Below are 16,944 nucleotides of genomic sequence, written 5' to 3'. Positions count from 1 at the left end.
AGAATTTTCGTGAATTTTGGAGTACGATGATGGCGGGAAGCGTCAACAAGGTCATCCTGGTCGGCAATCTCGGTGCCGATCCCGAAATCCGCCGGCTAAATTCCGGCGATGCCGTCGCCAATCTCAGGATCGCGACGTCCGAGAACTGGCGTGACAAGTCTTCCGGCGAGCGCCGTGAGCGCACCGAATGGCACAACGTCGTCATCTTCAACGAGAACCTCGTGAAGGTCGCCGAGCAATATCTGAAGAAAGGCTCGACGGTCTATATCGAGGGCCAGTTGCAGACCCGTTCCTGGGACGATCAGTCGGGCCAGAAGCGCTATACGACCGAGGTGGTGCTGCAGCGCTTCCGCGGTGAAATGCAGATGCTCGGCGGCCGTGGTGACAGCGGCGGCGGCGAAGGCGGCGGCGGCTACCGGGGCGGCGGCGGCGGTGGCGGTTACGATCGCGGCGCGTCAGACCGTGGTGGTGGCGGCGGCGACCGGGATCGCGACTATGGCGGCGGTCGCTCCAACGATCTCGACGACGAGATTCCGTTCTGAGGCGCCGGTAGCGCAGGGCCGGCCGTGAGGGCTTGCGTCAGTCTCAGTCGACGTCGATGCCGTCAATCCGGTTTCGCCGGGATCGCCGGCGCCCGGTCCGTCGCGGCAGCTCGGGCCTGACCGCCGGCGGCACCGCTGCCCCTCTTCGGCAGCTCTTGCGCCCCTCTGCCGCCGGCGTCGAGGATGGCTGGTCCGGCGGCGTCACTCTACCGGATGGTCGTCGGCGTCCTTCTTGGCAAGCGTCCGGTGGCCGGACTGCGACTGCACCTCGACATAGACCTTGCGCACGATCGAGAACTTTTCGCGGATCCGCCGTTCTGTCTCGCTGACGATCGCCTCGATCCGCTGGGAAACGACGTCGTCCTTGAAGTCGACGCTGAGCGTCAGAAGGACGTCCGACGGGCCGAGGTGAAGCGTCCGCATCTCGTTGATGGCGGAAATCTCGGCGTGGGAGCCAAGGTCGTCACGGACGAAGGCCTCGATCTCCGGACCCGCGGCCTCGCCGATCAAAAGGCTCTTCACCTCGATCGCAAGAAGCACGGCGGTGACGCCGAGCAGCACGCCGATCAGCAGCGACCCGATGGCGTCGAAGATGTGGATGCCCGTCGCCCAGGAGAGGCCGACGCCTGCCGCGGCGATGACGATGCCGATACAGGCGGCGGTGTCCTCGAACAAAACGACGAAGATCGACGGGTCCTTCATGTTGCGGAAATCGCGAAACAGCCCTTCGCCGCGCCGCCGGTTCTGGAATTCCCGGAACGCTACCGACCAGGAATAGCCTTCGAAACAGAAGGCGAGGAAGAGAACGCCGAGGGCGATCAGCGGCGAGGTCAGCTCGCTCTCGCCCCCGGACATCAGGCCGATGACGCCCTCATAGGTCGAGAAGCCGGCGCCCATCGCAAACAGGAAGATAGCGACGAGGAACGACCAGAAATAGACCTCGGCGCCGTAACCGAAGGGGTGCTTCTTGTCGGCGGGCTTCTTCGACCGGGAGAGGCCGATTAGCAGAAAGCCCTGATTGGCGGTGTCGATCACCGAGTGGATCCCCTCGGCGAGCATCGACGACGATCCGGTGAAGGCGGCGGCGACGAACTTGGTCACCGCGATGGCGAGATTTGCGCCGGCCGCTGCAATGACTGCGCCCTTGCTACCCTCGGAGTTGCTGGAGCTGTCAGTTTCTTGCGCGGCTTCCGACATGCAGTCTCTCCTTGTCGTGATCGGGACACAACACGGCAGGCGGCGAAATGTTTCGTCGCGGCAGCTTGCCGATTACCCGACGCTGGTGGCTGGCGCCACAAGGAAGGCGCTGGAATGGAACAGGGCTGCCGCACCGTCTGCCACGAACTGCACGGCGAGGGCGGCGAGCAGGACGCCGAGAAGCCGCGAGATGACCGCCCGGCTGGTCGGGCCGAGAAAGCGGTCGAGTTGGTGGGCGACGGCGAGGAAGGCGAATGTCGCGAGGACCGCCGCAAAGATGACGCTGATATGCGCCGCCATTCCAGCAAATCCTTGCGTGTTGCCGGAAAGGAGGATCGCCGCCGAGATGGCGCCCGGACCGGCCATCAGCGGGATCGCCAGGGGGAAGGCGGCGATGTCGCCGTCGTCCTGGTCGCCGGCGTCATGTTCTTCGGCCGCCTGGCTGGCGCTTTTGCGCTTGCGCTCCGAACGCCGCTCGAAGACGAGTTCGAAGCCGATGAAGAACAGGAAGAGTCCGCCAGCCAGCCGGAAGGCGCCGAGCGTGATGCCGAGCGCGTTGAGCACGGCAAGGCCCGTCACGGCGAAGAGGACGAGGATGGCAAGGGTCAGCAGGGAGGCGCGAAGAGCGATGGCCCGCCGTTGGGCAACGGTGTAGCCGGCCGTCAGGGCAAGGAAGATCGGCACCAGGCCGAGGGGATCGAGGATCACGAAGAGGGTGATGAAGTCGTTGAGCATGACATCGAACATCGGCAAGACCCTTGCACGGAGATGATTGCAGCTGCCTAGCAGCTTCGGGCAAAGCTGCCAGTCAGAGGATCCTCCGACAAAGCGCGCGACTGGACGATTCGGGCCTCGACCATGCCCCGATACGCGATTGCCACAAAGGGCTTTCGAAGTTTCTTTGCCGGTCCGGGTAATCCGTTGTTATCGCTGAGCAAACGGACGCCTCCCGAGGGCGCTCCGATTTGCTCTTTGGGGCCCGGCGCGCTATAGCGGAGCCGACAGAACAGGCCGATCAGGACAACTTTTTCTTGGCAGAAGAAGACGACAACACGCCGCCGCCGCCCACAGGGCCGGGCAGCGGCATCGATTCCATCTCCATCATCGACGAGATGCAGCGCAGCTATCTCGATTACGCCATGAGCGTGATCGTCAGTCGCGCGCTGCCCGACGTGCGCGACGGCCTGAAGCCGGTGCATCGGCGTATCCTCTACGCCATGCACGAGATGGGGCTGAATTCCACCAAGTCCTACCGCAAGTCGGCCGGTGTCGTCGGCGAGGTGATGGGTAAGTTCCATCCCCACGGCGATTCGGCGATCTACGATGCGCTGGTGCGCATGGCGCAGGACTGGTCGCTGCGCGCGCCGCTGATCGACGGCCAGGGCAATTTCGGTTCGATCGACGGCGATCCGCCGGCGGCGATGCGCTACACCGAGTGCCGCCTGCAGAAGATCGCCGATCCGATGCTTGAGGACATCGACAAGGAAACGGTCGATTTCCAGGAGAATTACGACGGCCGCGAGATGGAGCCGGTGGTCCTGCCGGCGCGGTTCCCCAATCTCCTCGTCAACGGCTCCGGCGGTATCGCCGTCGGCATGGCGACCAACATTCCGCCGCACAATCTCGGCGAGGTGATCGACGGCACCATCGCGATGATCGACAATCCGGCGATCACGCTGGAGGAACTGGTCGAGATCATCCCCGGCCCGGATTTCCCGACCGGCGCCCTGGTGCTCGGCCGGGCCGGCATCATGTCGGCCTATTCGACCGGGCGCGGCTCGATCCTGATGCGCGGCAAGGTGCATACGGAAACGGTGCGCGGCGAACGCGAGGCGATCATCGTCACCGAGGTTCCCTATCAGGTGAATAAGGCATCGATGATCGAGAAGATGGCCGATCTGGTGCGCGACAAGCGCATCGAGGGCATCTCCGACATCCGCGACGAGAGTGATCGCGACGGCTACCGGGTCGTCATCGAGCTGAAGCGCGACGCCTCCTCCGACGTCGTCCTCAACCAGCTGTACCGCTTCACCCCGCTGCAGACCTCCTTCGGCGCCAACATGGTGGCGCTGAACGGCGGCAAGCCGGAGCAGCTGACGCTGCCCGACATGCTGTCGGCCTTCGTCGCCTTCCGCGAGGAGGTGGTCAACCGGCGGACCAAATATCTGCTGCGCAAGGCGCGCGAGCGGGCTCACGTACTGGTCGGTCTCGCCATCGCCGTTGCCAATATCGACGCCGTGATCAAGCTGATCCGCGAGGCGCCGGACCCGGCGACGGCGCGCGAGCAGCTGATGACCCGCGAATGGGACGCCAAGGACGTCGCGCCGCTGATCCGGCTGATCGACGATCCGCGCCATCGCATTTCCGAGGAGGGCACCTATCGGCTCTCCGAAACGCAGGCCCGCGCCATCCTCGACCTCCGCCTGCAGAGGCTGACGGCGCTCGGCCGCGACGAGATCGGCGACGAGCTGAACAAGATCGGCGCCGAGATCCGCGAATATCTCGAGATCCTCTCCTCCCGCACCCGGGTCAGGGAGATCATCAAGGACGAGCTCATCGCCATCCGCGAGGAATTCGCGACGCCGCGCCGCACCGAGCTCAGCGAGGGCGCGGCCGACATGGACGACGAGGACCTGATCCCGCGCGAGGACATGGTCGTCACCGTCACCCATACCGGCTACATCAAGCGCGTGCCGCTCGCGACCTACCGGGCGCAGCGCCGCGGCGGCAAGGGCCGATCCGGCATGTCGCTGAAGAACGACGAGGATTCGGTGACGCGGCTGTTCGTCGCCAACACCCATACGCCGGTCCTGTTCTTCTCGTCACGCGGCATTGTCTACAAAGAGAAGGTCTGGCGGCTGCCGCTGGCAACGCCCCAGTCGCGCGGCAAGGCGCTGATCAACCTTTTGCCGCTGGAAAAGGACGAGCGGATCACCTCGATCCTGCCGCTGCCGAGCGATCCGGCCGCCGCCGAGCGGCTGAACGTCATGTTCGCGACTACCCGTGGCACCGTCCGGCGCAACAAGCTGTCGGATTTCGTCCAGGTGAACCGCAACGGCAAGATCGCCATGAAGCTCGACGAGGAGGGCGACGAGATTCTTGCCGTCGCCACCTGCACGGAGGACGACGACGTCCTGCTGACGGCCTCCTCGGGCCAGTGCATCCGCTTCTCGACGACGGATGTGCGCGTCTTTGCCGGGCGCAATTCCGTCGGTGTCCGGGGCATCTCGCTCGGCAAGGGCGAGACCGTCGTCTCGATGGCGATCCTGCGCCATGTCGACGCGACACCGGCCGAGCGCGCCTCTTATCTGAAGACGCGCCGTGCGGTCGAAGGCGAAGCCAACGGTGATGGTGGCGGCGATGCGCCTAGCGTCGAGGAGGAGGGCGTCGAGGACGTCGCGATCGATCCGGAGCGGTACGGCGAACTCGGAGCGAAGGAGGAGTTCATCCTCACCATTTCCGAATATGGCTACGGCAAGCGCTCATCGTCCTACGAATTCCGCACCTCCGGGCGCGGCGGCAAGGGCATCCGCGCCACCGACACCAACCGTCTAGACAAACTCGGCCAACTGGTCGCCGGCTTCCCGGTCGAGAGCGAGGATCAGCTGCTGCTGGTCACCGATCGCGGTCAGGTCATCCGCGTGCCGATCGACGGGATCGGAATGAAGGGCCGCTCTACCGGCGGCGTGACGATCTTCCGCACCGCCGAAGGCGAACGGGTCGTTTCGGTCGAGCGCATTCCAGACCAGGGCGGCGACGAGGCGGGCGAGGCCGAGGGCGATCTTTCCGATCCGTCTGATCCATCAGACCTGCCCGGCCCCGAGGGCGATGCCGGTGAGGCGCCGGACAACCCCACCGGTGACGGATCGGACGATTCCGACGACTGAGGCGACGCGCCGCAGCCGGCGAGGTCTGCCTCGCCGGACCGGGCGCACCGGCTCTCAGCTGACGCCACCGACCTGCAGACATGAAAAAGGCGAGCCCCGTGGCTCGCCTTTGTCGTTTCAATCAGCTGCCGGCCCGAATGTTCACTGCAACCCTCGGGATTCGGCCGATGCCGCGGGTCCTCCACATCGACCGGTGCAGTCGCAGCCGGCGCAAAATCTCCGTTGGAAAGCCGGCGGGCCCGCTTCAGCGGTAGTCGGAGGAAGAGCCGAAGCCGCTCCGCTTCTTCGCCAACACCTTGACCCTGGCGTCCTCGCGTTCCTCGTTGAGCGCGATCGCGGTGGCCGTCGCGAGAGTCAGGACCATGGTCATCGACAAAGCGATCATCAGCATGTGCGCATCTCCATTTTGACCCGACAACGGCATCCGATCCAATTTGTTCCAAATTCGACCGTTGGCGCCTTCGAAACTCTCATTGCATCGCGGCGCCGAATGATCATCCTGCGGGTCGATCGCGAAAAAAGTGTGTATCGGCTCGTCTCAAAGCCAATCAACTTTCGCGTGAGCGCTGAAACCGACGTGAAGAGGCGACATCCATGACCAGGCGGGCGTTCTATCCTGGGTCCTTCGATCCGCTGACCAACGGCCACCTCGCCGTGCTCGATCAGGCCATGCGGATCTTCGACGAGATCGTCGTCGGCATCGGCGTCCATCCCGCCAAGAAGCCGCTGTTCTCCTTCGAGGAGCGGGCCGAACTGATCCGCCGGGCGGTGGACGGGATTAATCAGGCGGCCGTCGTGTCGGTGGTGCCGTTCGACGGACTGGTGGTCGAGGCGGCGGGCGAAGCCGGGGCGGTGGCGCTGGTGCGGGGCGTGCGCGACGGTACCGATCTCGACTACGAAATGCAGATGGCCGGCATGAACGGCGCCATGCGGCCCGAGGTGGCGACTCTGTTTTTCCCCGCGACTCCCGAGACCAGGCCCATTACCGCCACATTGGTTCGCCAGATCGCGGCAATGGGCGGGGACGTTTCGCGTTTCGTTCCGGCTCATGTCGCTGAGGCGATCAGGGGGAAGCGCGATCCGCAATAGCGATCCGGAAAGGATTTGGGGGTCACCATGAAATTCGTTGCAATGCTCGCGTTGGCGGCCGGCATGTCCGTCTCAACACTGCCGGCCTATTCCGCGCCGAAGACCAGTCCCGACAATACGCTGGTCATCATGACAAAGGACGGCGAGATCGACATCCAGCTTCGGCCGGATCTCGCGCCGAACCATGTCGCCCGCATCAAGGAACTCGCCCGCGAGCACGCCTATGACAATGTCGTCTTCCACCGGGTGATCGACGGCTTCATGGCGCAGACCGGCGACGTCGAATTCGGCAAGGAAGGCGGCAAGGCCTTCGATCCGAGCCGCGCCGGCATGGGCGGCTCCAGCAAGCCGGACCTCAAGGCGGAGTTCTCGCAGGAGACCTTCGACCGCGGCACCGTTGGGATGGCCCGGGCGCAGGATCCGAACTCGGCCAATTCGCAGTTCTTCATCATGCTGGCCGACGGCGACTTCCTCGACGGGCAGTACACCATCGTCGGCGATGTCGTCGGCGGCATGGACGTCGTCGACAAGATCAAGAAGGGTGACGCACAGCAGAACGGTGCGGTGACCAATCCGGACAAGATGTTGAAGGTCCGGGTCGCGGCTGACGGAAAATAGCCTCGGGCGATCGGGCGGCGCGCTCTTGCGGTTTGTTTCGAAAGCGCCCAAACAACCGGAATCGATGCCGGACCGGGGCGCGGTCCGGCAAGACGACGGAAGCAAGAGGACGTCAAATTGGCTTACGACAACCCCGAAGACACGCTGGTTCTGGAAACCACCAAGGGCAAGGTGGTGATCAAGCTGCGGCCTGATCTCGCTCCCAACCACGTCGCACGGGTCAAGGAGCTCGCCCGCGAAGGCTTCTATGACGGCGTCGTCTTCCACCGGGTGATCGACGGCTTCATGGCGCAGACCGGCGATCCGACCGGCACCGGGTCGGGCGGTTCGGACAAGCCCGACCTTGCCGCCGAATTCTCCACCGAGCCGCACAAGCGCGGCACGGTCTCGGCGGCACGCACGGCCAATCCCAACTCGGCGAATTCGCAGTTCTTCATCTGCTTCGAAGAGGCCCCCTGGCTGAACAAGCAGTATTCGGTGTGGGGCGAGGTCATCGAGGGCATGGACGTGGTCGATCAGATCAAGCGCGGCGAGCCGGTGCGCGATCCCGACCAGATCACCACCATGCGGGTGGCAGCCGACCTCTGACGCCCAGGCGGGATCGTGGCGATCCCGCCTGGATCTTTCTTTCCAAGACGCATGGTCCGGAACGCCAGTTTCGGCCACCGGGCCATGCGCGAGCGGAAACGCATGCAGGACGATGCGCGTCGATCTCTTCGACTTCGATCTGCCGGAGGAGCGCATCGCCCTTCGGCCCGCCGTGCCGCGGGAAGCGGCACGGTGTCTTCATGTCGGCTCGGGCGGCCGGCTCGCCGACCACACGATCGGCGACCTGCCGGATCTGCTTGCCCCCGGCGACGTCCTCGTCTTCAACGACACCAGGGTCATTCCCGCCCGGCTCTCCGGTACCCGCCGGCGCGAGGGCGTGACCACCGGCGAGGGGATTGCCCGGGTGGAGGCGACGCTGCACATGCGGCTGGCGCAAGACTGCTGGAAGGCGTTCCTGCGACCCGCCAAGCGGGTGAAGGCCGGCGACCGGATCGTCTTCGGATCCGAGAGCGACGCCGCCTGCCTGATGGCCGGTCTCGTGGCGAGCGTCGAAGAGCGGGGCGAGGGCGGCGAGGCGACCTTGCGCTTCGAGCTTTCCGGGCCGGCGCTCGACGAGGCGATCGCCGCGATCGGCCATATCCCGCTGCCGCCTTACATCGCCTCGAAGCGCGCCGAGGACGAGGCCGACCGACGCGACTATCAGACGATTTTCGCCAAAGAGAGCGGCGCGGTGGCCGCCCCGACGGCCGGGCTGCATTTCACCCCGGAGCTGATGGAGCGCTTTGCCGCGCGGGGTGTCGCAACCGAGTTCCTCACCCTGCATGTCGGTGCCGGCACCTTCCTGCCTGTCAAGGCGGACGACACCGCCGACCACCGCATGCATGCCGAGATCGGCCATGTCGACGAGGCGACCGCTACGCGGCTCAACGCCGCGCGTGAAGCGGGCGGACGGCTCGTCGCCGTCGGCACGACATCGCTGCGGCTTCTCGAAAGCGCCGCCGGCGAGGACGGCATCGTCCGACCCTTCGCCGGCCCGACGGAGATCTTCATCACGCCGGGCTACCGATTCCGCGCCGTCGACCGGCTGGTGACCAACTTCCACCTGCCGCGCTCGACCCTGTTCATGCTCGTCTCGGCCTTTTCGGGTCTCGAGACGATGCGGGCCGCGTATGCCCACGCGATCGAGGCGGGCTATCGCTTCTATTCCTACGGCGACGCCTGCCTGCTCGACCCCCAGGATTTCTGACCGCCGATCTTCGGATACGAAAAGGGCGGGGCCTTTCGGCACCGCCCATGCGCATTCCCCTGACCGAGAAGGGTCAGTCGATGATCTTGACGATGTTGCGCTGCTCGTCGACCAGCACCGTGTGGCCGTCGACCACGGCGTACTGATAGGGGCCGACATCGTCGGGCAGGCGGTAGAGCGGCACGGGCTCAGGCAGCGGCGCGCCGGTCGTCACGGTGAAGCCGTCCGGAGCTGCAAACGACTCATGGTGCTCCTTGGTGACATAGGTGCGGATGGTGCCGTAGTCGGGCTCGGTCCGCTCGACGGTCGTCGTCGTGGTGGTCGTGGTCTGGGCAAGCGCCGCGACCGGGGCCGCGGCAATGGCGGCAGCGAGAATGAGACGTTTCATCGTTCCACTTTCTTCTGGATCGTCCTTCGGCCCAAGAACACCGGCCGCGGGCGCGGCGTTCCAAATCAACGATCGCGAATGAAATCGTCTCGAAACATCGCGTGAGCATCCCACTACCCTCAAACGCGCCGGGGTCGATGGCCCGGGTTCCGGGCCAAAGGCACGACGGTCACGCGCTTTCACGTTGCCAGCACCGTCTTGCCGCGCTACCGGAACCGCCCATGACCGAACGCTTCTCCTTCAGCCTCCTTGCGACGGATGGCCGCGCCCGCCGCGGCGAGATCGCCATGCCGCGCGGCATCGTGCGCACGCCCGCCTTCATGCCGGTCGGCACCGCCGGCACGGTGAAGGCGATGTATCTGGACCAGGTGCGCGATCTCGGCGCCGACATCATCCTCGGCAATGTCTACCACCTGATGCTGCGGCCCGGCGCCGAGCGGGTGGCGCGGCTCGGCGGCCTGCACGACTTCGCCCGCTGGCCGCACCCGATCCTGACCGATTCCGGCGGCTTCCAGGTGATGTCGCTCGCCGAGCTGAGAAAGCTCGACGAGACCGGCGTCACCTTCCGCTCGCATGTCGACGGCTCGGTGCATTCGCTGACGCCCGAACGCTCGATCGAGATCCAGGGCCTCCTCGACTCGGACATCCAGATGCAGCTCGACGAATGCATCCGTCTGCCGGCGGAACGCGCTGAGATCGAGCGGGCGATGGAGCTGTCGCTGCGCTGGGCCGAGCGCTGCAGGGTTGCTTTCGGCGATCAGCCCGGCAAGGCAATGTTCGGTATCGTCCAGGGCGGCGACCTCGCCGACCTCCGCCAGCGCTCTGCCGAGCGTCTCGCCGCGATGGACCTCAAGGGCTATGCCGTCGGCGGGCTGGCGGTCGGCGAGCCGCAGGAGGTGATGCTGGCGATCCTCGACGAGACGCTGCCGGTGCTGCCGCAGGAAAAGCCGCGCTACCTGATGGGGGTCGGCACGCCGGACGACATCATCAAGTCCGTCGCCCGGGGCATCGACATGTTCGACTGCGTGATGCCGACGCGGGCAGGGCGCCATGGCCTCGCCTATACGCGCTTCGGCAAGATTAATCTGAAGAACGCCCGCCATGCCGACGATCCCCGACCGCTGGACGAGACCTCCGACTGCCCGGCCGCGCGCGACTATTCGCGGGCCTATCTGCACCACCTCGTTAAGACCAACGAATCCCTCGGCGGCATGCTTTTGACCTGGAACAACCTTGCCTATTACCAGCAGCTGATGGCCGGCATCCGCGCCGCGATCGAAGCGAAGCGCTACGACGCCTTCTGTGCCGAGGTCACCGAGGCGTGGGCGAAGGGCGACATGCCGGCGCTCGCCGGCTGACCAGCCTGCCGAGCTTCAGCCGAGGGAGAGTCGCGGCACCAGCCGTCACACGGCGACATCGTCGCCCTTGCGCAGGGTGCAGCTGGTGATCTTCATCGAACCGTCGGCCTGGCGCTCCAGCGTGTAGCTGGCGACCCAGCTCTTGCCGCTGCGGTCGGTGATGCTGACCTCCTGGCGAAATCCTTCGCCCTCGGCCTTCAGCGGGCCGAAGGTCGGATTGCTCGAATGATAGACGGGGTCGTAGCCGGAGCGGACCATTCCCATGAAGATCTCGGGGCTCGGAAAGATCTTCTGGATGTTCGGCGCCGCGTAGGAATAGGCCCCCGCACCATCGCCGGCATTGAACGCGTCGAGCTGTGCGGTGATCGTCGCGCGGATGTCGCCGGCGTCGTCGGCGCTGGCCACCGATGGAGCAGCGAAGGCGAGCGACGTGGCGAGAAGGAAGGCGGCAGGTCTCATCGATGATCTCCCGGATGGCTGGCATTCGGGAAGAGTTACGTCGCGAGGCCGCGACGGAACCGGCCGCGCAGTCACATGCGCGTGAAGGGGCGGTCCGGGGGGACGGCCTCAGTCGTCATTCGCGGAGTTCAGATCCTCCGGGCGCCGCCCGCCCCGATGGGCCTGATGCGTCACGTCGACGACGGTGACCTCGGGGCCCGGCCGGTCGTGATGCATCGGCTCTGAATGGAGGGCTACCGACAGGGTGACGTTTTCGCGCGCCGCCTCGCGGAGCGCTTCGTTCAGGGCACGCGCGGCGGCCTTGGCCTTTTCGACGGCGGCGGGGGAAGTCTCGATCATGGTGCTCATGGTCTCAAGATTGGGATGATCCCAAGGGAAGGCAAGCCGCAAGTGCCGCCATCGATGCGCAACCGGAAGCCGCAGGCTTCGGTCGCGGCCATTCTTCAACTCGCCATGAATCGCAGGCACAAGTCGCGCGGGGCTCGGAATGTTTCGACCGGCCGGCATCGTGTCGGCCGATCAGCGTCCAGGTTCATGTCCACTGGAGATCACATGCGCAGACTTCCTCTGTTCACCGCCGCCACCCTGTCGGTGCTCATGGCGACGACGGCCCTCTCGGCCGCCCAGACGAGCAACGCAGCCGCAGCGGCGGCGACGTCCGCCGACGCCACGGCGCCCGCCCGCACCGGCGACATCCGCTCGATCGTGCTGTTCTCCGGCGGCGTCGCGGAGATCGTCCGCTCGGCGGCGGTGTCCGGTGCGGCGACGGTCGGCATGGAGGTGCCGCTCGACCAGGTGAACGACGTTCTGAAGAGCCTCGTCGTGCGCAATCCCGGCGGCGGCGTCGGCCAGGTTTCGCTGGAAGGCTCGGTCAATGCCAAGGAACTGTCGCGGGCTGCGCTGTTCCGCCCGTCGGACCTCAATTCCCTGGCGCTGCTTCTCAACAAGCTGAAGGGCGCCAAGGTGCGCATCGAGGGCGAGCGATCGGTCACCGGCACCGTACTCGGAACCTCCCAGGCAAAACCCAACGCCGCCGACGACAAGGCCGAGATGCCGGTCGCCATCGTCACCATCCTTGCCGAGACCGGCGAGGTCCGCTCGCTGCCGGTCTTTGCCGACACTTCTCTTCAAGTGCTCGACGAGGAGACCGCCGAGGAGCTGAAGAAGGCGGCCGCCTCGCTTTCCCAGAGCCTGTCGGACGATACCCGTCTCGTCTCGGTGAAGGTCGACGGCACCGGGTCGCGCGACGTCGAGTTCGACTATGTCGTCGCCGCGCCGGTCTGGAAGTCGTCGCACCGTCTCGTCCTCGGCAAGGACGGCAAGGGCCGGCTGCAGAGCTGGGCGGTGATCGAGAACGCCACCGGCGAGGACTGGGACGGGGTCAAGGTGTCGCTGTCCTCCGGCTCGCCCGTCACGCTGCGCCAGAACCTCTTCGATCCGTTTTTCAAGGAACGCCCGGAAGTCCCTGTCTTCGTTGATCGTCAGTCGATCCCCGAGGCGGACCGCGGCACCGTGCCGAGCCCGGCCCGCATGGCTCAGAAGGCGTCGCGCTCGGTCAGTGGTGCGGCGGCCTTCGCCGACAATCTGATGGCCGCGGCGCCGGTGCCGGAGGCAGCGGAGTTCTCGATCGGCGAGGCGAGCGACGTCGGCGAGGCGGTGGAGGGCGACGTCTCGGTCACCTATCCGCTGCCGAAGCCGGTCACCCTCGATGCCGGCTCGACACTTTCGGTGCCGGTCGTCGATTCCGAGGTTCCGGCCGAGCGGATCGCCGTCTTCGTGCCGGGCCGCGGCGAGATCCATCCGACCGCGGCGGTCCGTCTCGACAACGAGACCGGCTCGGCGCTGCCGGCCGGCATCGTCACCGTCTACGATCCGTCCGGCTATGTCGGTGATTCGACGCTGCTGCCAGTACCATCGGGCGACGAGCGCCAGGTGCAGTTCGCCCTCGACCGCAAGATCACCGTCAACACCACCGAGAAGCCGCAGAGCCGCGTCGCCGAAATCCGCGTCGTCGACGGCGTCCTGCGCTACAAGCAGATCGAGGAGCGCGACACGGTCTATTCCGCCGCCAATGCGGCGAGCGACGAGCGCAAGCTGTCGATTTCCCATCCGAAGCTGTCCGGCTGGGATCTGATCTCCGACGACAGGGTCGGCGAGACCGAGAACGCCTATCGGCTCGAGGCGACGATCCCGGCCGGCGGCACGGTCGATATCAAGGCCACCGCCCGCTTCGTCCGGGACGAGGGTTTTGCGCTGGTCGATGCGGCGCAGTCCGATCTCGTGCGCTTCTCCAACGAAACGACCGATCCAAAGACTGCGGAGGCGCTCCGCGAGATTGCCGAGATCCAGGGTGAGAAGACCGATCTCGACCGGCAGATCGACCGGCTGGACGGTCAGAAGTCGGATATCTACGCCGCGCAGGACCGTATCCGCGAGAACATCAAGGCGGTCGGGGCGGGCGATCTGCGCGACAGCTATCTCGACATGATGAAGAAGCAGGAGGATCAGCTCTCGTCGATCGACGGAAAGTCCGCCTCGCTGAAGGAGCAACGGGACGCGGTCGAGGCGCGTCTGCGTGCGAAGATCGCCGAGATCTGATCCAGGGACCGCACGAGGCCGCGCCCAAACTTGCCCCGCGGCGCATCCTTCTGGTTGTTGAGAAATTCTTTACTCTGTCTCCCCGGCGTCCGGCGCGCCGGGGGATTTTCGTTCGCGGCACTTGCTTCGCTGCGATAGGCTGCGGGGATAGTTTCAGGTTGAAAGCCTGCGGGCTTTCGCCGACGTAACCCGGAGCGCGTACGCATGCCACCTGAACCGGTCCGTTTCGACACCGCCAGGGTTTTGACGGCACTAGGCGTCGTTTCCCTCGCCGCGGGGCTTGCGGTTGCGACACCGGGGCCGACCCTCGCCGACACCGCGTCTGTTCACGCGACCGAGGCATCCCCAGCCGAGCGGATCGACGCCGCGATCTCCGGCCTCGACGAGATGGTCCGACGGATCATGGAGCGCAGCGAGGTTCCGGGACTGGCCATTGCCGTCGTTCGAGACGGCCGCATCGTTCATGCCAAGGGCTTCGGCATTCGGCGGGTCGGCGACGCGGCTCCTGTCACGCCGGGCACGGTGTTCCAGATCGCCTCGCTGTCGAAATCGATTGCCGCGACTGTCGTCGCACACGAGGTGGGGGAAGGGCATGTCGCCTGGGAGACCCCGATCGTGTCGCATCTGCCCTGGTTCGAACTCGTCGATCCCTGGGTCACGCGGCATGTCACCATCGCCGACATGTTCAGCCACCGTTCCGGGCTGCCGGATCATGCCGGCGATGAGCTCGAGGATCTCGGCTACGATCGCCGCACGGTGCTGGAACGGCTCCGCTTTCTGCCTCTCGACCGATTTCGCGATCACTACGCCTACACCAATTTCGGCCTGACGGCCGGGGCGGAGGCGGTCGCCGCAGCCGCCGGGAAGGATTGGGCGACGCTGTCGGAGGAGGTTCTCTACGAACCCCTTGGCATGAAGGCGACGAGCAGTCGCTATGCGGACTTCCTTGCCAGACCCGACCGGGCGACCCTGCATGCCAGGACCGCAGACGGCTACCGGCCTCTCGCCGAGCGGCTTCCCGACGCCCAGTCGCCGGCCGGCGGGGTCAGTTCGTCCGTCGAGGATCTCGCCCGGTGGATGATCATGGTGCTCGACGATGGAATGTTCGAGGGACAGCGCATCATCGCGGCGGAGCCGCTCATTGCGGCGGCACAGGCGGAAGTCGTTTCCGCTCCGGCATCGAGCCTCGACGCCCGTCCGGGCTTTTACGGCTATGGAATCGAGGTGCGGATCGATGACGCCGGCCAGGTGGTGCTGAGCCACTCCGGTGCCTTCGCGATCGGCGCCTCCACCCATTACAGCATGGTTCCGGCTCTCGACCTCGGCATCGTCGTCCTTACCAATGCGGCCCCGTCGGGTGCGGCCGAAGCCATCGCCGCGGAGTTTCTCGACCGGGTCGAGACGGGACGCTCGTCGCGCGACTGGTACGCGTTCATTGCCCCGATGATGGCGAAGCTGTCCGAGCCGATCGGCCGGAAACTGGCGGCGAACTGGCCGGCAGAGCCTCGCCCCGCCGCAGCGCTCGATGCCTATGCCGGCAGCTATGAGAACGTCTATTACGGACCCGCCGACATCGCCGTGGTCGACGGCGGCCTGACCGTCAGTCTCGGGCCGTCCGGGACGCGGCATCCGCTGACTCACCGGGACGCCAACGTCTTCTCCTTCGAGCCGCGGTCGGAAAACGAGCCGGACGGCTCCGTGGCGACACTCGCCTTCACCATGGGCGACGGCGGCCGAGCGGAAGAGATGCGGATCGACTATCTGGACATGGCGGGACTCGGGCGCTTCGTCCGCCACTGAGAGCTTCCGCTTGCCCGACAGCAGGACTTCGGTGGCCGGTCCGTCGACAGGAGCCTCGTCCGGCAGATCGCCCGTGCTGCGAGGCTCTGCGTCGGCCGATCATCCCCACAGGGCCGCGTCCGGCGGCGAGACCATCGAGCCGGAATAGCGCAAGGGATGCGGGCGGTCCTTCGCCAGGAGCAGCGGGCCGTCGAGATCGACGAACTCGGCGTCCTGCGCGATGAGGAGGGCCGGCGCCATGGCGAGCGAGCTGCCGACCATGCAGCCGATCATGATGCCGAAGCCGCGTTCGCGCGCCTGCCGGCAGAGCCGCAATGCCTCGGTGAGGCCGCCGGTCTTGTCGAGCTTGACGTTGACGTAGTCGTAGAGCCCGAGAAGCCTGTCGAGGTCGCCGCCGACATGCAGGGACTCGTCTGCGCAGATCGGGACCGGATGCGGTAGGTCTCGCAGGATCGCGTCCTCGCCGGCCGGCAGCGGCTGCTCGACGAGGACGGCCCCGGCGGCCGCGGCGGCAAGCAGGTGGTCCTTGAGGTTCTCCTCGGTCCAGCCTTCGTTGGCGTCGAGGATCAGCCGCGCGCCGCGCGCCGCCGCCTTGACGGCGCGGATACGCTCGCGGTCGTCGGCGGTGCCGAGCTTGATCTTCAGGAGATTACGGCCCGAGGCCCTGGCGGCGCTCGCCATCGCCTCGGCCGTGTCGAGACTGATCGTGTAGGCGGTCTCCACCGGGCGCGGCACCCGGCCGCAGACGATCGCCGCGACATGGCCGCCGGTGGATTTCGCCTCGAGGTCCCACAGGGCACAGTCGAGGGCATTGCGCGCAGCTCCGGGGGCGAGCTGCGCCTCGAGGCTGTCGCGCGAGCCGCCGCGCTCGATGAGCGCTCGCACGCCCTCGATCTGTTCGATGACGCTCTCGATGCTCTCGCCATAGCGCGGATAGGGGACGCATTCGGCCCAGCCGCGGCCGAACTCGTCGGCGATCTCGCAGGTGACGACGGCCGCCTCGGTCTTGGCGCCGCGGGCGATGCGGAACGGCTGGGTGAGCGGGAAACGCTCGACTGTGACCGAAAGACGACGTGGCATGGTAAATGATCTCCCCCGGGGCGGCGCCGGTTTATTCCCACGAAGGGCTGTGCCAGTGAAGTGGGCGATCGCGATTTGGATGCCGTGAATCGGTCCTGGCCTCGGATCACCGCCGCATGGCGCCGGCCGACGG

The 16,944-nt window shown here is 66.3% G+C and carries 16 protein-coding genes; 9 read left to right on the top strand and 7 right to left on the bottom strand.

The window, feature by feature from the left end; translation table 11 throughout:
* Positions 1 to 29: 29 nt before the first annotated feature.
* Positions 30 to 542, top strand: coding sequence for a single-stranded DNA-binding protein (gene ssb / locus E3C22_RS04550; protein WP_280987486.1), 513 nt, complete (start codon positions 30 to 32; stop codon positions 540 to 542).
* 201 nt (positions 543 to 743) lie between these two features.
* Here the strand turns inward: ssb and E3C22_RS04545 are convergent, their stop codons facing one another.
* The gene (locus tag E3C22_RS04545) at positions 744 to 1,739 is read right to left on the bottom strand and encodes a cation diffusion facilitator family transporter (protein WP_134760621.1); all 996 of its coding nucleotides are present in this window, start codon (positions 1,737 to 1,739) and stop codon (positions 744 to 746) included.
* A 72-nt stretch (positions 1,740 to 1,811) separates the two neighbouring features.
* Positions 1,812 to 2,492 (bottom strand): MarC family protein, encoded by a 681-nt coding sequence (locus E3C22_RS04540; RefSeq protein WP_167591630.1) that lies wholly within the window; start codon positions 2,490 to 2,492, stop codon positions 1,812 to 1,814.
* A 359-nt stretch (positions 2,493 to 2,851) separates the two neighbouring features.
* Here E3C22_RS04540 and gyrA point away from each other — a divergent pair, with 359 nt between their 5' ends.
* A complete protein-coding gene (gene gyrA, locus E3C22_RS04535) occupies positions 2,852 to 5,626 on the top strand; it encodes a DNA gyrase subunit A (RefSeq protein ID WP_245514791.1) in 2,775 nt (924 codons plus the stop codon).
* 244 nt (positions 5,627 to 5,870) lie between these two features.
* Here gyrA and E3C22_RS24395 read toward each other — a convergent pair whose 3' ends face one another.
* The gene (locus E3C22_RS24395; protein WP_167591629.1) at positions 5,871 to 6,017 is read right to left on the bottom strand and encodes a hypothetical protein; all 147 of its coding nucleotides are present in this window, start codon (positions 6,015 to 6,017) and stop codon (positions 5,871 to 5,873) included.
* A 203-nt stretch (positions 6,018 to 6,220) separates the two neighbouring features.
* Here E3C22_RS24395 and coaD point away from each other — a divergent pair, with 203 nt between their 5' ends.
* The 4 genes from coaD (at position 6,221) to queA (ending at position 9,128) form a co-directional block, all read left to right on the top strand.
* A complete protein-coding gene (coaD, locus tag E3C22_RS04530) occupies positions 6,221 to 6,715 on the top strand; it encodes a pantetheine-phosphate adenylyltransferase (protein ID WP_134760615.1) in 495 nt (164 codons plus the stop codon).
* Between the two features lie 27 nt (positions 6,716 to 6,742).
* Positions 6,743 to 7,333: a peptidylprolyl isomerase gene (locus E3C22_RS04525; protein WP_134760613.1), complete on the top strand. Its 591-nt coding sequence runs from the start codon at positions 6,743 to 6,745 to the stop codon at positions 7,331 to 7,333.
* 117 nt (positions 7,334 to 7,450) lie between these two features.
* A complete protein-coding gene (locus E3C22_RS04520) occupies positions 7,451 to 7,921 on the top strand; it encodes a peptidylprolyl isomerase (protein ID WP_134760611.1) in 471 nt (156 codons plus the stop codon).
* A 112-nt stretch (positions 7,922 to 8,033) separates the two neighbouring features.
* Complete coding sequence (gene queA, locus E3C22_RS04515; RefSeq protein WP_134760609.1) at positions 8,034 to 9,128, top strand: tRNA preQ1(34) S-adenosylmethionine ribosyltransferase-isomerase QueA; 1,095 nt, start codon at positions 8,034 to 8,036, stop codon at positions 9,126 to 9,128.
* 73 nt (positions 9,129 to 9,201) lie between these two features.
* Here queA and E3C22_RS04510 read toward each other — a convergent pair whose 3' ends face one another.
* On the bottom strand, positions 9,202 to 9,516 hold the full coding sequence (locus E3C22_RS04510) for a DUF1236 domain-containing protein (protein WP_134760607.1): 315 nt from the start codon (positions 9,514 to 9,516) through the stop codon (positions 9,202 to 9,204).
* Between the two features lie 221 nt (positions 9,517 to 9,737).
* Here E3C22_RS04510 and tgt point away from each other — a divergent pair, with 221 nt between their 5' ends.
* Positions 9,738 to 10,874 carry a tRNA guanosine(34) transglycosylase Tgt gene (tgt, locus tag E3C22_RS04505; protein ID WP_134760605.1) on the top strand — a complete coding sequence of 379 codons (1,137 nt, stop codon included), beginning with the start codon at positions 9,738 to 9,740 and terminating at the stop codon, positions 10,872 to 10,874.
* A 45-nt stretch (positions 10,875 to 10,919) separates the two neighbouring features.
* On the opposite strand, the gene E3C22_RS04500 is transcribed toward tgt, so the two are convergent.
* Together E3C22_RS04500 and E3C22_RS24390 are read right to left on the bottom strand one after the other, a co-directional pair.
* On the bottom strand, positions 10,920 to 11,333 hold the full coding sequence (locus E3C22_RS04500) for a DUF4864 domain-containing protein (protein ID WP_134760603.1): 414 nt from the start codon (positions 11,331 to 11,333) through the stop codon (positions 10,920 to 10,922).
* Between the two features lie 108 nt (positions 11,334 to 11,441).
* Positions 11,442 to 11,723: a hypothetical protein gene (locus tag E3C22_RS24390; RefSeq protein WP_167591628.1), complete on the bottom strand. Its 282-nt coding sequence runs from the start codon at positions 11,721 to 11,723 to the stop codon at positions 11,442 to 11,444.
* 162 nt (positions 11,724 to 11,885) lie between these two features.
* Here E3C22_RS24390 and E3C22_RS04495 point away from each other — a divergent pair, with 162 nt between their 5' ends.
* Positions 11,886 to 13,931: a DUF4139 domain-containing protein gene (locus tag E3C22_RS04495; RefSeq protein ID WP_167591627.1), complete on the top strand. Its 2,046-nt coding sequence runs from the start codon at positions 11,886 to 11,888 to the stop codon at positions 13,929 to 13,931.
* A 204-nt stretch (positions 13,932 to 14,135) separates the two neighbouring features.
* Entirely contained in the window at positions 14,136 to 15,731 is a 1,596-nt protein-coding gene (locus tag E3C22_RS04490) for a serine hydrolase (RefSeq protein WP_134760599.1), read from the top strand.
* 99 nt (positions 15,732 to 15,830) lie between these two features.
* Here the strand turns inward: E3C22_RS04490 and dgcA are convergent, their stop codons facing one another.
* Complete coding sequence (gene dgcA, locus E3C22_RS04485; protein WP_134760597.1) at positions 15,831 to 16,811, bottom strand: N-acetyl-D-Glu racemase DgcA; 981 nt, start codon at positions 16,809 to 16,811, stop codon at positions 15,831 to 15,833.
* Positions 16,812 to 16,944 lie beyond the last annotated feature (133 nt).

It is taken from the genome of Jiella endophytica (assembly GCF_004519335.1).
GTDB classification, from domain to species: Bacteria; Pseudomonadota; Alphaproteobacteria; order Rhizobiales; family Rhizobiaceae; genus Jiella; species Jiella endophytica.
Note: the sequence above shows the minus strand (reverse complement) of the source record. Positions and strands in the feature narration are given on the sequence as shown.